Annotated in this window: 15 protein-coding genes and 1 riboswitch; of the genes, 6 read left to right on the top strand and 9 right to left on the bottom strand. The window is 64.7% G+C overall.

Annotation, left to right across the window (positions count from 1 at the left end; genetic code table 11):
• Position 1 precedes the first annotated feature (1 nt).
• Positions 2 to 475, bottom strand: coding sequence for a DUF1203 domain-containing protein (locus DK842_RS08245; protein ID WP_114061024.1), 474 nt, complete (start codon positions 473 to 475; stop codon positions 2 to 4).
• An 80-nt stretch (positions 476 to 555) separates the two neighbouring features.
• Positions 556 to 1,158 carry a CBS domain-containing protein gene (locus tag DK842_RS08240; RefSeq protein ID WP_114061023.1) on the bottom strand — a complete coding sequence of 201 codons (603 nt, stop codon included), beginning with the start codon at positions 1,156 to 1,158 and terminating at the stop codon, positions 556 to 558.
• A 158-nt stretch (positions 1,159 to 1,316) separates the two neighbouring features.
• Here DK842_RS08240 and DK842_RS08235 point away from each other — a divergent pair, with 158 nt between their 5' ends.
• Together DK842_RS08235 and DK842_RS08230 are read left to right on the top strand one after the other, a co-directional pair.
• Complete coding sequence (locus DK842_RS08235; RefSeq protein WP_232538634.1) at positions 1,317 to 2,027, top strand: chorismate--pyruvate lyase family protein; 711 nt, start codon at positions 1,317 to 1,319, stop codon at positions 2,025 to 2,027.
• Complete coding sequence (locus DK842_RS08230; protein WP_114061022.1) at positions 2,024 to 2,794, top strand: transporter substrate-binding domain-containing protein; 771 nt, start codon at positions 2,024 to 2,026, stop codon at positions 2,792 to 2,794. The genes DK842_RS08235 and DK842_RS08230 overlap by 4 nt, the downstream gene beginning before the upstream one ends.
• Positions 2,795 to 2,849: 55 nt before the next feature.
• Here the strand turns inward: DK842_RS08230 and waaA are convergent, their stop codons facing one another.
• Both waaA and waaC read right to left on the bottom strand, forming a co-directional pair.
• Positions 2,850 to 4,118 (bottom strand): lipid IV(A) 3-deoxy-D-manno-octulosonic acid transferase, encoded by a 1,269-nt coding sequence (gene waaA, locus DK842_RS08225; protein WP_114061021.1) that lies wholly within the window; start codon positions 4,116 to 4,118, stop codon positions 2,850 to 2,852.
• Positions 4,115 to 5,074 (bottom strand): lipopolysaccharide heptosyltransferase I, encoded by a 960-nt coding sequence (gene waaC / locus DK842_RS08220; protein WP_114063677.1) that lies wholly within the window; start codon positions 5,072 to 5,074, stop codon positions 4,115 to 4,117. Before waaC ends, waaA begins: the two co-directional genes overlap by 4 nt.
• Before the next feature lie 490 nt (positions 5,075 to 5,564).
• On the opposite strand from waaC, the gene DK842_RS08215 reads away from it, so the two are divergent.
• The 3 genes from DK842_RS08215 to DK842_RS08205 all read left to right on the top strand — a co-directional run bounded on the left by DK842_RS08215 (position 5,565) and on the right by DK842_RS08205 (position 7,915).
• Entirely contained in the window at positions 5,565 to 6,335 is a 771-nt protein-coding gene (locus tag DK842_RS08215; RefSeq protein ID WP_332835405.1) for a glycosyltransferase family 2 protein, read from the top strand.
• A 57-nt stretch (positions 6,336 to 6,392) separates the two neighbouring features.
• Positions 6,393 to 6,839, top strand: coding sequence for a GNAT family N-acetyltransferase (locus tag DK842_RS08210; RefSeq protein ID WP_168194849.1), 447 nt, complete (start codon positions 6,393 to 6,395; stop codon positions 6,837 to 6,839).
• Between the two features lie 80 nt (positions 6,840 to 6,919).
• Complete coding sequence (locus tag DK842_RS08205; protein WP_168194848.1) at positions 6,920 to 7,915, top strand: S66 family peptidase; 996 nt, start codon at positions 6,920 to 6,922, stop codon at positions 7,913 to 7,915.
• Positions 7,916 to 7,921: 6 nt separating this feature from the next.
• Here the strand turns inward: DK842_RS08205 and aac(6') are convergent, their stop codons facing one another.
• The 5 genes from aac(6') to DK842_RS08180 all read right to left on the bottom strand — a co-directional run bounded on the left by aac(6') (position 7,922) and on the right by DK842_RS08180 (position 11,674).
• A complete protein-coding gene (gene aac(6') / locus DK842_RS08200) occupies positions 7,922 to 8,386 on the bottom strand; it encodes an aminoglycoside 6'-N-acetyltransferase (protein ID WP_114061017.1) in 465 nt (154 codons plus the stop codon).
• Between the two features lie 73 nt (positions 8,387 to 8,459).
• A complete protein-coding gene (locus DK842_RS08195) occupies positions 8,460 to 9,770 on the bottom strand; it encodes a hemolysin family protein (RefSeq protein ID WP_114061016.1) in 1,311 nt (436 codons plus the stop codon).
• Positions 9,771 to 9,851: 81 nt separating this feature from the next.
• A complete protein-coding gene (locus DK842_RS08190) occupies positions 9,852 to 10,574 on the bottom strand; it encodes a uracil-DNA glycosylase (protein WP_114061015.1) in 723 nt (240 codons plus the stop codon).
• A gap of 111 nt (positions 10,575 to 10,685) precedes the next feature.
• The gene (locus DK842_RS08185; RefSeq protein ID WP_114061014.1) at positions 10,686 to 11,012 is read right to left on the bottom strand and encodes a rhodanese-like domain-containing protein; all 327 of its coding nucleotides are present in this window, start codon (positions 11,010 to 11,012) and stop codon (positions 10,686 to 10,688) included.
• Between the two features lie 2 nt (positions 11,013 to 11,014).
• Positions 11,015 to 11,674, bottom strand: a complete 660-nt coding sequence (locus DK842_RS08180; protein ID WP_114061013.1) for a protein-L-isoaspartate O-methyltransferase family protein — start codon at positions 11,672 to 11,674, stop codon at positions 11,015 to 11,017.
• A gap of 323 nt (positions 11,675 to 11,997) precedes the next feature.
• A riboswitch (TPP riboswitch) is annotated at positions 11,998 to 12,145 on the top strand.
• A 77-nt stretch (positions 12,146 to 12,222) separates the two neighbouring features.
• On the opposite strand from DK842_RS08180, the gene thiC reads away from it, so the two are divergent.
• A complete protein-coding gene (gene thiC, locus DK842_RS08175; protein ID WP_114063676.1) occupies positions 12,223 to 14,121 on the top strand; it encodes a phosphomethylpyrimidine synthase ThiC in 1,899 nt (632 codons plus the stop codon).
• Positions 14,122 to 14,147: the final 26 nt, after the last annotated feature.

Genomic DNA, 14,147 nt, shown 5'->3' with positions numbered 1-14,147 from the left:
GTCAGGCATCCCGGTTCAGGCGCAGCGCGTAACAGCCATGGGCGGGGTAGCGCAGCATGGCGAAGGCGATGTCGCTCCGCGACGTCCATCGCGCCAGGCAAGCGGCGAGCTCGGCCCGCGGCAGCACCGCCGCCTCGATCATCGACTGCCCGGCATCGTAGGCGCGCAGCGCCATGCTGTCGCCCAGATAGCCGCCGCTTGCCTCCAACAGCGCGTCCAGGGACGGCAAGGTCTCAAGGTCCGGCTCGGCGCCGAGAAACACCGGCCCGTATTCGCGATACGGCCCGATCAGCCGGAAAGGGCTATAGCTCGCCAGCAGCAAGCGCTCCCCGGGACGGGCGCGGCGCAAGCCGTCCCGCAGCGGCTCGCCTCCCCGCGCCTGCAAACGCCGCGCCGGCTGGCCCAGGGCATCGACGCCCCGGCCGCGCGCGGCCGCGATGAATCGCTCGTCCAGCGTTTCCATCCGCCATGTCATCGCCTTCTCCTTCGCTAAAGGTCATGATGCCTGAAGTCTAGGGAGGCGGCTGGTCGGCGGCGACCCGATTCTTGCCGAAATCAGCCGGTGTACAGCAGCGAGTACTGGATTTCGGACAAGGCTTGCGGCACGCGGATGAAAGACAAAGGCCGGCCCAACAGCCGCGCCATGTGCGAGGTGGAAAACAGGCCGCACAGCTCGTGGTGGCCGTTGACCGGGTTCACTTCCACCACCAGCGCGTGCTGGCGGCCCAGCTGCTGCATGGTGGCCACCAGCTGGCCGACGCTGGCCGACGCCACGTCGTCCAGCCGCAGCGCGTCCAGCCGGGCGCGCGGCGTCATCACGTCGGACACCTGGAGATCGTCATGGTGCTTGCCGTGCTCCTTCATGCACTGGATGGGCCGCTCGCCCAGCAGATCGACGGCGGTGACGATGCCCAGCAGGCTGCCGTCGTGGTCATGGACGAACAACAGGCGGATGCCGTGGCTGATCATGCGCTGGTGAGCCTCGCGCAGACCGGCGTCGCCGCGTATGCCTATCGGATTGACCAGCCTCAGATCAGTCATCGCGCTCAGCGCCGGGCTGTTCATGCTTATCGGGGGATGCGGCCGCTGGTCCAGTCTCACCAGGTCGGTGGTGCGCGGCAGAGTCAGAGTGGGCAAGGGAGAATAATCTGTAGCCATGGCGGCTCCTCGCAGGGCAGACTCGAAAAGATCAAGGGCCGGCCCGCCCAGTGCGGTCGACCCTGTTCTCAACTTAGCGGAATCTGCAAGTCGGCGCGGAACTTTGCGTTTACTATTCTGTTTATTTAGTGTTTTTGTCCTAAGGTCCGCGAAAAACCATGAAGCATAAGAAGTCTACCGCCGCGCGCGCGCTGGCCTGGATGCTGCCCGCCGCGCTGCTGCTCGCCGGCCAGGCGCGCGCCGACGCCTGGTCCTACGCCGGCTGGCAGGACGGCGCCGATACCCGCGTCAAGGCGCTGGCGCTGCTGCAAAGCCTGAACGCCACGCTGCTGAGCAATCCCAGCGCCACCCGCACGCTGCAGCAATGGTGCGGCGAACACCAGCTGGCCGCCGAGCCGCGCATCCGCGCCCTGCGCGACGCCGCCACGCGCAAGCCGGCCGATGCCGACATCCGCCGGCAGCTGCAAGTGGGCGCCGACGAGCCCATCGGCTATCGCCGCGTGCAGCTGGCCTGCGGCGAGCGCGTGCTGTCCGAAGCCGACAACTGGTACGTGCCGTCGCGGCTGACCGCCGACATGAACCGCCTGCTGGACACCACCGACACCCCGTTCGGCGCCGCGGTCAAGGCGCTGAACTTCAGCCGCCGCACCGAAAGCGCGAAACTGCTGTGGTCGCCGCTGCCGCAAGGCTGGGAAAGCCGCCCGTTGCCAACCGCAGAGTCCAAACGCGGCCTGGAGATCCCGGAACATGTGCTGCAGCACCGCGCCGTGCTGTACAAGGACGGCAACACGCCGTTCAGCCTGGTGGTGGAAACCTATCGCCGCGACCTGTTCGCCTTTGCGCTGAACCCCAAGGAAGCCGCCAAATGAGGGCCGGCGCACTCGCGGCCGCCTCGCTGGCGGCGCTGCTGCTGAGCCCGGCCGCCCTGGCCGACCGGTTGGAAGACATCCTCTCCCGCGGCGAGCTTCGCGTCGGCACCACCGGCGATTATCTGCCGTTCAGCGGCCGCGACGCCGCCAGCGGCCAATGGCGCGGCCTGGACATCGACATGGCCGAGGATCTGTCGCGCGCGCTGGGCGTCAAGCTGAAACTGGTGCCCACCAGTTGGCCGACGTTGATGCGCGACCAGCGCGACGACAAGTTCGACATCGCGATGAGCGGCATCTCGATCAGCCTGGAGCGGCAAAAGCAGGCGCTGTATTCCGCCGCCTACCTGAACGACGGCAAGACGCCGATCGCCCGCTGCCAAAACGCGTCCCGCCTCCAGACGCTGGAACAGCTGAACCGCAAGGAAACCCGGCTGGTGGTCAATCCGGGCGGCACCAACGAGCGCTTCGCCCGCAAGCATCTGCCTGACGCAGCTTTGACGGTTTTCCCCGACAATACCCGCATCTTCCAGCAAATCATCGACGGCAAGGCCGATGCGATGGTCACCGACGCGGTGGAAACCCGCTATCAGCAGAAGCTGCATCCGGAGCTGTGCGCGATCCACCCTGACAAGCCATTCGATTTCTCGCAGAAGGCCTATCTGCTGCCCAACGATTGGCGCTGGAAAGCCTGGGTCGACCAGTGGCTGAGCCAACGGCTGCAGGACGGCGGCTTCGCCAGGCTGTCGGCCAAGTGGCTGGGCGGCTAAGCCCGCGCCAACGCGCCCTCTCCTCCTTGAAAAAACTGCCCAATCGGGCGGTTTTTCATTTTGCGGCGGCCATCGCCTCGCGGATCAGCGCCAGCATCCGATCGCTGGCGCCGCGATGGGCGTCGCGAAAACGCGCCGCGCCCTGGCGCATCGCCTCGACGGCGGCCGGATCATCCATCAGCGCCAGCGCGGCCGACGCCAGCTCGGCCGCGTCGCCCACCTGGCGGCCCGCGCCGGCGGCCAGCGAATCGGCGGCCGCCTGCTGGAAGTTGAATACCGACGGTCCGAACAACGCCGGCACGCCGACCTGGGCCGGCTCGATCAGGTTGTGGCAGCCGAATGGCAACAGGCTGCCGCCGATGAAAGCGACATCGCAAGCGCCCAGATAGCCGAACATCTCGCCCATGCTGTCGCCCAGCCACACCCTGGTGTCGGCCGAGATGGCGGCGCCGTCGCCGCGGCGCTGGGTTTTCAAGCCGCGCTCGACGGCCAATCTTTCCACCTCGTCCCAGCGCTCCGGATGGCGCGGCACCAGGGCCAGCAGCGCGTCGCCGGTCGCCGCGCCGGCCGCCAGCCAGGCATCCAGAATCAGCGCCTCCTCGCCCTCGCGGGTGCTGGCGCACAGCAGCATCCGCCGGCCGCCCAGCCGCGCGCGGAAGGCGGCGGCAAGATGACGCTGCGCTTGCGGCACTTCAATATCATATTTGCTGCTGCCACAGACGCTTACGTTTTCCGCGCCCAATTTCTTCAAACGGTCGGCATCTTCAGTCGTTTGAGCGGCAATGGCGGTAAATTTCCGAATGGCGGGAGAAATCAGCCCGGCTATTTTCCGATAGCCGTTCAGCGATTTTTCCGACAATCTGGCATTCGCCAGCAACAGCGGCACCTGTTGCGCCGCCGCCGCGTGGATCAGGTTGGGCCAGATCTCGGTTTCCATCAGCACGCCGCAGCGCGGCCGGTAGGCGCGCAGAAAATCGGCGGCGGCCTGCGGGTAATCGTAGGGCAGGTAGCGCACCTCGGCGTCAGGGTACAGCTGCTCGGCGGTGGCGCGGCCGGTCGGCGTCATCTGCGTCAATAGCAGCGGCGCGTCAGGCCACTCGCGCCGGATCGCCGCCACCAGAGGCTGCGCGGCGCGCGTTTCGCCTACCGACACCGCGTGTATCCAGATCGCGCCCTTCGCCTTGGGCGACAACGCCTGTCCGAAACGCTCGTCCCAGTGTTCCCGATAGGCCGGCGCCTTGCGCGCCCGTTTTTTCAGATAGCGCCGCGCCAGCGGCGTCAGCAGCCGCCACAAGCCGTTGTACAGCGCCAGCTGCCAGCTCATGCCCAGTCCCGCCGCGACTGCAGCGCCTCCAGCACGGCCTGCACGGTAGGGCACTGGCCGATATTGCCCAGATTGGTCGCCCACGGCGTTTCCACCACGCCGGTCTGCTGCGGGTCGGTATCGGTGTAAATGGCCGCCACCGGCACGTTCAGCGCGTTGGCGAGGTGCACCAGGCCGGTATCGACGCCGACGACGGCGCAGGCGTTGCCAAGCAAGCCGGCCGCCTCCAGCAGGCTCATCCTTGGCGCCACCACCGCGGCCGGCAGCCGCGCGGCCAGCCGTTCGGCGCGCTCCTTTTCCCTGTCGTTGCCCCAGGGCAGCACCGTCACCATGTCGTGATGGGCGGACAACTGGGTTCCCAACTCCACCCAGTTCGCCTCTGGCCATTCCTTGGACGCGCGGCTGGTCGCGTGCAACAGCACTGCGTAGCGGCCGCTGAGCATCCAGCTTGGCCGCTCGCCGCGGCGGATGCCGAATTGCGGCGGCCCGTCCGGCGCGTAGCCGAAACTGAGGCCGAACAGCAGCCGGTTGCGGTCTATCGCCGACAGCAGCCGCGATACCTTGTGCTTCTTGTCGTAGAACAGGCTGGCCAGCGACTCGCGGGCGCTGGGCCAATCCAGCCCCGCCAGCGGCGCCTGCGCCCAGCGGGCCGGTATCGCGCTCTTGAGCAGGCCCTGGCTGTCCAGCACCAGATCGAAATGGGTGTCCCGCAGCTTGCGCTTCAAGGCTTTCAGCTCGCGCCAGGCCGCAGGTTGCCACAAGCGCCGGCGCCAGCTGCGCCAACTCAGCGTCAGCACTTCGTCCACCTGGGGATGCAGGCGGGCGATGTCGGCAAAGCTCTCTTCCGCCAACCAAGTCAGCCGGACATTCGGGTAATGCGTCTTCAACTCGGTGATGGCGGGCCAAGTGTGGATAAGGTCGCCCATCGACGAGGTGCGCACGATCAGCACATTCATCATGGCGCGCATTGTACCCGAGCGGGCCTGTGGTTAACCAAGTAAAATCCCTCGTGACCGGTTGTGGATAAGCCGCTGTGAATAAGTCCGGCCAGATTTATCCACAATTTGCCAGACCATTGTGCAATGCAATAATCCAATGCCTATCAACAGGGCAAACCTATGAAGCAGAGGGGTTTTTCGCAATTGTCCACACCAAAAGCCCACCTTCATTAGTTTCATCATTTTATAGTTGCGTTAATGAAAATCTGGTGAGGACAGACGCGCTGCGAGCAAAAAAGTCCATGCACAAGCCTGTCTGCAAAACTGGATGGAGAGCTGTGGACAAACGGAACCTTTGCCCAAACGTCAAAGTTATCCACAACTGCTCACCTGCTTGCGCGATGGGCTGACAACAAGTTAGCGGATAACGCAATTCGTTGAAAATAAAAGAATAAAATGACTTATCAACAGGTAGGGGCCATCTTCTACCAGTTTCTTCATTTTATAAATGGGAATACATGAAAAGATGCGAGTAGCAGTCAGCGCGGTGCTCATCACCAAAAATGCAGGCAAACAACTGGAACAATGTCTGCAGAGCGTGAGCTTTGCGGACGAGATCGTGGTTGTGGATTCCGGCAGCAGCGATAACACAATGGCAATAGCTTCCACCTATCACGCCAAAGTTATCCACCAGGAATGGCTAGGATTCGGCCCGCAGAAGCAATTCGCGGTCGGCCAGGCTAGCCACGACTGGGTGCTGTGCCTGGATGCCGACGAGTACCTGTCGCCGGAATTATCTTTGTCTATCAACAAGATGCTGGAGAATCCACAAGCCGCCGCCTATCGCTTCCCGCGCTGCAATCGTTTCATGGGACGTTTCCTGAAGCACGGCGAGGGCTACCCGGATTGGTCGCTGCGCCTGTTCGATCGCCGCCGCGCGCGTTGGTCGGACGACGCGGTGCATGAATACGTGATCTGCGAAGACGCTGTGGAAAAGCTGGACGGCGACCTGATGCACGAATCCGGCGAGGACATCGCGCTGTATCTGTCCAAGCAGAACCGCTACACCTCGCTGCAGGCCGAGCAGCTGCACGCCCGCGGCAAGAAGGCGGGTCCGGGCAAGCTGCTGCTCAGCCCGATGTTGCGCTTCTTCAAGTTCTATTTCGTCCGCCTGGGCTTTCTGGACGGCCTGCCCGGACTGGTGCACATCGCCATCGGCTGCTGCAACAGCTTCATCAAATACGCGAAGCTGATCGAACTGCGCCGGCTGCGCAAATGACGTTTGGTTTGCCGGCCGGATTCCTTTAGCATGGGTTTTTGCTTCGGAACCGATCAAATGGACCAGATCTTCATCCGTGAAATGGTGGAAGCCGACATCGCCGCCGTCGCGCGGCTGTGCGGCGATCTCGACTACCCGACCAGCTTCGAGCAGTTGGCGGGCCGCTACGCCAAAGTGTCCATCCAGCCCGACAACGGGGTCTGGGTGGCGGAGCTGGACGGCGAGGTGGTGGGCTGGGCGCACGGCCATGGCGTCCATATCCTGGAAGCGGACAGTTACGTCGAGATAGGCGGCATCGTCGTCGATCCCGGCTGCCGCGGCCTGGGATTGGGCCGGATGCTGCTGGAAGCCTGCGAGCGCTGGGCGCAGGCGCGCGGCTACCCGCGCATACGGCTGCGTTCCGGCATCCACCGCAGCTGGGCTCACGCCTTCTATCGACGGCTGGGCTATCAGCAGGCCAGCACCGCGATCACGTTTTCCCTCAATCTGCCGCGGCAGGGCTGACCGCCGCCGCTGGATCCGTTTTCGGCATGCGGTCAGTTGTCCGCATGCTTTCTTTGCCCGCCATCGCCAGGACCATAGCCATGGACATTCGCTTTCCCGCTCCGCTCCAACCCGGCGACGCGATCGCCGTCACCGCCTTTTCCTCCGGCGTCCATCCGCGGCTGCATGGCAGGCTGGACGACGCGCTGAACGAATTGCGCGCCCGCGGCTATCGCGTGGCGGAGGGAGAGTGCCTGCGCGATGAAAAACACGATGCCAGCGCTCCCGCCGCGGCGCGGCTGGCGGAACTCAAGCGTTTCATGTTCGATCCCGAGATCCGCGCCATCCTGCCGCCCTGGGGCGGCGAGCGGGCGATCGAGCTGTTGCCGGGCCTGGATTTCGCTGCCTTGGCCGACTTGCCGCCCAAATGGCTGGCCGGCTTCTCCGACGTCTCCACGCTGACGGCGCCGCTGACGCTGCAGGCAGGCTGGGCCACGCTGCACGGACCCAATCTGATGGATTTGCCGCTTAAGGAATGGGCGTTCGGCCATGAAGCGCTGCTGGCGACGCTGGAGGCCGGCACGCCGCCTGAGCAGTCGCAACATGGACATTATTGGCATTGGAGCGAGCCTGGCCGGCGATTTCCGAATCGGACGCGCCTGTTGGGCGGCGGCGCGGGAAAAATGGAGGGACGGCTGATAGGCGGCTGCCTGGACGTGCTGGTTGCGCTGCAGGGCACGCCGTATTTCGATCTGGACGCGTTCAAGGCGGAGCCGGCCATTCTGTACCTGGAAAACTGCGAGCTCGCGCCCTGCGGCGTTTTAAGGGCCCTTATGGGCCTGCGGTTGTCCGGCGCGCTGGATGGCCTCGCCGGACTGGTATTGGGCCGCAGCGGCGGCCCTGACGCGGCCGACGGCGATGTCTTGGGCTACGAGGGGGCGTTGCGCGCCGCTTTGGACGGTTTGCCGTATCAGGTGGCGGTGGATGCCGACATCGGCCACGTGCCGCCGCAATGGAGCCTGCTCAACGGCGCCTGGGCGACGCTGGAGGTGTTCGGTGAGGGGGAGGCCAGGCTGGCGCAGCGCGCGGCGCGCTGAGGGCGTTTACAGCGCCATCCGGTAGAACACCACGCGCTCGGTTTTCTCGAAGCCCAGGGCCTGATGGGCGGTTTGGGAGACGATATTGTCCAAGGCTGTGTCGGAAGCGAGCTCCACGCAGCCGCGATCTCGCGCCCAGGCTTGGGCGGCGCGCAGAAGCCGCACGGCGACGCCGGCGCGTCTATGTTCCGGTGCGACATACAGCCCCTCGACAAAACCGACCGGCGAATGGTGGGTTCCATTGACGTAGTCATGGCGAATAGCCAGCTCAATCAGCCCAACCGCGCCGCCGGCCGCATCCATGGCGATGAACGCCGCGTAACGGGCAGGCTCGGCGATTTGCGCATCAATCTCCCGCTGATGTTCATCGGCTGGGCAGTCTGGCCACAGCGCGGCGCGCAGACTCCGCCAGTCATTGAGATGGGCTGGGCAGGAGGGGGCGAACAGGATATCGGCTAAGGGATTTTTCATTAAGTTGGGCGAGTGGTTTGGGTACGCGCTAGATGAGAGGCGCGACTAGATGGAGAAGTTTCTCGCGGCTTGATCATATCGACTCGAACTCCGGCTGAGGCAGGTGATGGCGCTGCACCAGGATCTTGTCCACCCGGGTGCGGTCCATGTCCACCACCTCGAAGCTGAAGCCGTTCCACTCGAAACGGTCGGTGACGCTGGGCACGCGTCCCAGCTGGTACATCACCGCGCCGGCCAGGGTATGGATATTGCCGCCGGCTTCGCCGGGCAGCTGGGATTCCAGCTCGAAGAACTCGCGGAAGCGGTCCAGCGACACCATGCCGTCCACCAGCCAGCTGCCGTCCTCCCTTTGCACGATCTCGTCATCTTCGCCGGCGATGGCCGGTAGATCGCCGACGATGGCTTCCATCACGTCATTGATCGACACCAGGCCTTCCAGCTCGCCGTACTCATCCACCACCAGCGCGCTGTGGCTGCGCGCCTGCTTGAACTGCTCCAGCAACTGCATCAGCGAGCAGGTGGACGGCACGTACAGCGGCGGCGTCAGCTCGGCGGAGAAGTCCAGCATCCGGCCCTTGAGCAGGCGGTCCAGCAGGGTCTTGGCGTTGAGCACGCCTATCACCTGGTCGGTGTCGCCGCGGCAAACCGGGAAATGGCTGAACGGGTGGCGCAGCAGCAGCTCGCGGTTGCGTTCCGGGCCGTCTTCCAGATCCAGGATCACTACGTCCTGGCGCGGCGTCATCACCGAGGCCGCCTTGCGGTTGTCCAGGCGGAAGATGTTTTCCACCAGTTCTTGCTCGGCGCGGTCGAACACGCCTTCGTCGGCGCCCTGTTCCATCAGCGTGCGGATTTCGTCCTCGGTGATGGACGGCTCGTCGCTCTTCTTCGCGCCCAGCAGCCGCAGCAGGCCGTCGGTGACGCGGCTGAACACCTGCACCAGCGGGCCGCTGGCGCGCGACAGCAGCAGCATGGGGCGGGACAGCGCCATCGCCACCCGCTCCGGGTTCAACAGCGCCAGCCGCTTGGGCACCAGCTCGCCCAGGATCAGCGACAGCGTGGTGATGAACAGCACCATCAGCGCCACCGACAGCGGCTTGGCGTACGGCGCCAGCGGCGCGTAGCCGCTTAGGTACGCGCGCAGGTGCTCGGACAGCGCCGCCTCGCCGTAGACGCCGGACAGGATGCTGATCGAGGTGATGCCGATCTGGATGGTGGACAGGAAGCGGGTGGGCTCGGAGGCCAGCGCCAGCGCGGCGCGCGCGCCCTTGTGGCCGTCGTCGGCCTTTTGCTGCAGCCTGACTTTGCGCGAGGAGACGATGGCGATCTCGGCCATCGCGAATACGGCGTTCAACAAGACCAGGCCCAGCAGCAGCAATATTTCCACGGTGAGGATGGGGGAAGTGAGGGAGCTACTAGCTTAGGGCAAGCGCTCCGCCGCGCAAAGCGCCGCGGCGGAGGATGGCGCTCAAAACAGGCTGTTTTGCGCGGCGGGGGCGGCCCAGCGCACCGGCTGGCGGCCACGCGCGATCAGCCAGGCATTGACCTGGGAGAAGTGGCGGCAGCCGTGGAAGCCTCGGCTGGCGGACAAGGGGGAAGGGTGGGCGGCGGTCAGCACTAGGTGGCGGCCGGCGTCGATGCGTTCGGCCTTGGTCTGCGCCCAATTGCCCCACAGCAGGAACACGCAGCCGGGGTTGTCGCGGTTGACTGCGTCGATCAGCGCGTCGCTGACGGCTTGCCAGCCCAGCTTGCCATGGCTGCCGGCCTTGTCGCGCTCGACGGTGAACACGCTGTTGAGCAGCAGCACGCCCTGCTGCGCCCAGTGGGTGAGATCGCCGCCGGCCGGCACGCCCAGGCCCAGATCGGCCGCCAGCTCCTTGTAAATGTTGCGCAGGGACGGCGGCACGCGGATGCCATCCGGCACCGAGAACGACAGGCCCATCGCCTCGCCGTCGCCATGGTAGGGGTCTTGGCCCAGGATCACCACCTTGACGTCGGCCGGCGAGGCAAAGCTCAGCGCGTTGAAGGCCTGCGGCGCCGGGGGAAACAGGGTTTTGCCGGTCTCGATCTGCTGGGCCAGCTGGCGGTCGATGTCGGCCAGGCGGGCGGCGATGGCGGGCTGTCGCAGCACGGCCTCCCAATCCGGGTGGACGCGGGCGAAGGCTGGGGCGAGGTAGTTCAGTGAAGGCATGTAGGGCTCTTTAGCGGCTGGCGGGCGGTTGAGGTGATTTGGAAAGCGCGCGGCGTGATTCGTTCCAAAGCAAAACACCGCCCGGGGGCGGTGTCGTGGGGCGCGGCGCGCTCAATAGCGGGCGACGGCCGGATCGACCTGGGTCGACCAGGCGTCGATGCCGCCTTGCAGATTGATCACGTCGTCGAAGCCGGCGTTCTGCAGGAACAGCGCCACTTGGGCGCTGCGCATGCCATGGTGGCAGATGGCGACGATGGTGGCGTCGTCCGGCAACTCGCTCATCCGGATGGGAATCAGGTTCATCGGGATGTGGACGCTACCGTCGATATGCGCGAGCTGGTATTCCCAGCCCTCGCGCACGTCCAGCAGCAGCGGACGCTTGGCCTGCGGATCAGCCAGCTGGGCGGCGAGGGCGGAGGCGGTGATTTCGCGCAGCATGATCAGAAGCTGAAGCGGGCCGGTTCGACGGCCTCGAACTTTTTCAGTCGCTCGACGCAGGTTTCGAACAGCGTGGTTTCGCGGAAGCTGGTGTCGGTTTCGCGGTCGATCAGCTTGCAAGCCATCACCGGCAGATCGCCGACCACCAGGATCAGGCGGCCGCCGACGGCCAGCTGGTCCTTCAGTTCCTGCGGCACGACGGGCAGGGAGCCGCCGACCACGATCACATCGTAAGGGCCTTGCTCCGGCAAGCCCAGCACGCCGTCGCCTTCCACCAGGGTGGCGTTGGCGATGCCCGCTTTCTTCAGGTTGGCCGCGGCGCGTTCCTTTTGCGCCGGGTCGATTTCCACGCTCACCACCTGCTTGCCCATCTTGGCCAGCAGCGCGGTCAGATAGCCGCTGCCGGTGCCGATTTCCAGGATCTTGTCGCTTGGCTGGATGGTGGCGTCCTGCACCAGTCGCGCTTCCATCTTGGGTTGCAGCATCTTGCTGCCGTTGGGCAGCGGCAGTTCGGTGTCGACGAAAGCCAACTGGCGTTGGCTGTCGGCGACGAAGTCCTCGCGTTTCACGTGAAACAGCAGATCCAGCACGTTGGTATCCAGAACATCCCACGGGCGAATCTGCTGCTCGACCATGTTGAAACGGGTTTTTTCGAAATCCATCAACTTAAACTCCGGAGGGCTGGGAGTCCGCTCCGCCCATGGAGGACAGCGTCGGCGGCAAGGACTCGTGTGATGACGATACAGTCTGCTGACAAAGTAAATTGGTGCGATTTTACAGGACCCGGCAGAGCCGGGCCTCTTCATATAAGCGCGTGAGTCCGCAGCCTGACCATTGAATCCCAATCGCTCCGCTGAGCGAATTGAAAATTCGCACGCATGCCGCCCTTTTAAACCTGCAAGGGCGCCTAGCCTTCACGAAGGCGAGAGGCTTTGTCAACAATCTAGATTGCTTGCGATTATCCCATATTTGCCTTACCTTCACACGGCATCGCTAGGGGTCCTGCGCCTGGCGTTCGGCGCGGATGGCTACCGAAGTGTAGGCGATGGCGGCGGATGACGGAGCGCGGGTGAGAAATACCCTTGGAACCTGACCCGGATAATACCGGCGTAGGGAAGCGTCACCTGCCCCCATGGCCACGCCATATCCGCAGCCGGCCTTGCCGGATCGCTCCTTGCGCCGTTTCATCGCTTTTGGAGACTCCCGCCCGATGAACGCGCCCGTGAACAAGCAAATGGTGGTGGACGCCGCCGCCATCCAGCCCTTGCCCAACTCCCGCAAGATTTATGTCGCCGGCAGCCGCCCGGACATTCAAGTGCCGATGCGCGAGATCCGCCAGGCCGACACGCCGACCCAGTTCGGCGGCGAACAGAACCCGCCCATCTACGTCTACGACACCAGCGGTCCGTACAGCGATCCGGCCGCGCGAATCGACATCCAGAGCGGCCTCGCGCCCTTGCGCGCCGGCTGGATCGCCGAGCGCGGCGACTGCGAGCAGCTGGCAGGCTTGTCCAGCGAATACGGCCGCGCCCGCGAGGCGGACCCCAAGCTCGCCGAGCTGCGCTTCAATCTGCAGCGCAAGCCGCGCCGCGCCAAGGCCGGCCGCAACGTCAGCCAGATGCACTATGCGCGCCAAGGCATCGTCACGCCGGAGATGGCGTTCGTCGCGATACGAGAAAACCTGAACCGCCGCGCCTATGTGGCCGCGCTGCAAGCCACCGGCAACCAGCGACTACTGGAGCTGATGACGCGCCAGCACAAGGGGCAGAGCTTCGGCGCCAATTTGCCGGAAGAGATCACGCCGGAATTCGTGCGCCAGGAAGTGGCCGCCGGCCGCGCCATCATCCCGGCCAATATCAATCACCCGGAATCCGAGCCCATGATCATAGGCCGCAACTTCCTGGTGAAAATAAACGGCAATATCGGCAATAGCGCGGTAACGTCTTCGATATCGGAAGAAGTGGATAAGATGACCTGGGGCATCCGCTGGGGCGCCGACACCATCATGGACCTGTCCACCGGTAAGAACATCCACGAAACCCGCGAGTGGATTCTGCGCAACAGCCCGGTGCCCATCGGCACCGTGCCGATTTACCAGGCGCTGGAAAAAGTGAATGGCAAGGCCGAGGACCTGACTTGGGAAATCTTCAAGGACACGCTGATCGAGCAGGCTGAGCAGGGCGTGGACTATTTCACCATCCACGCCGGCGTGCGCCTGGCCTACGTGCCGATGACCGCGGGCCGCATGACCGGCATCGTGTCGCGCGGCGGCTCCATCATGGCCAAGTGGTGCCTGGCGCACCACCAGGAGAATTTCCTCTACACCCACTTCGAGGACATCTGCGAAATCATGAAGGCCTACGACGTGGCCTTCAGCCTGGGCGACGGCCTGCGTTCGGGCAGCGCCTGGGACGCCAACGACGAGGCGCAGCTGGGCGAACTGAAAACGCTGGGCGAGCTGACCGAGATCGCCTGGAAGCACGATGTCCAAGTCATGATAGAAGGCCCCGGCCACGTGCCGATGCAGTTGATCAAGGAGAATATGGACAAGGAGCTGGAATGGTGCCGCGAAGCGCCGTTCTACACCCTGGGGCCGCTGACCACCGACATCGCGCCCGGCTACGACCACATCACTTCTGCCATCGGCGCCGCGCAGATCGGCTGGTACGGCACCGCCATGCTGTGCTACGTGACGCAGAAGGAGCACCTGGGCCTGCCGAACAAGAACGACGTCAAAGAGGGCATCATCACCTACAAGCTGGCGGCGCACGCGGCCGACCTGGCCAAGGGCCATCCCGGCGCGCAGATCCGCGACAACGCGCTGTCCAAGGCGCGCTTCGAATTCCGTTGGGAAGACCAGTTCAACCTGGGCCTGGACCCGGACAAGGCGCGCGACTTCCACGATGAAACGCTGCCCAAGGATAGCGCCAAGGTGGCGCATTTCTGCAGCATGTGCGGCCCGCACTTCTGCAGCATGAAGATCACCCAGGACGTGCGCGAGTACGCGGCCAGCCAAGGCATAGGCGAGCAGGACGCGCTGCGGCAGGGCATGCGGGAAAAATCCATCGAGTTCGTCAAAGGCGGCGGCAAACTGTATGACAAAGTGTAGGTGATGAGCGTTTTTTGGTATTTCAC

The organism is Chromobacterium phragmitis, from assembly GCF_003325475.1.
Classification (GTDB): domain Bacteria; phylum Pseudomonadota; class Gammaproteobacteria; order Burkholderiales; family Chromobacteriaceae; genus Chromobacterium; species Chromobacterium phragmitis.
The sequence above is the reverse complement of the archived record's forward strand: the minus strand, read 5'-3'. Positions and strand labels throughout refer to the sequence as shown.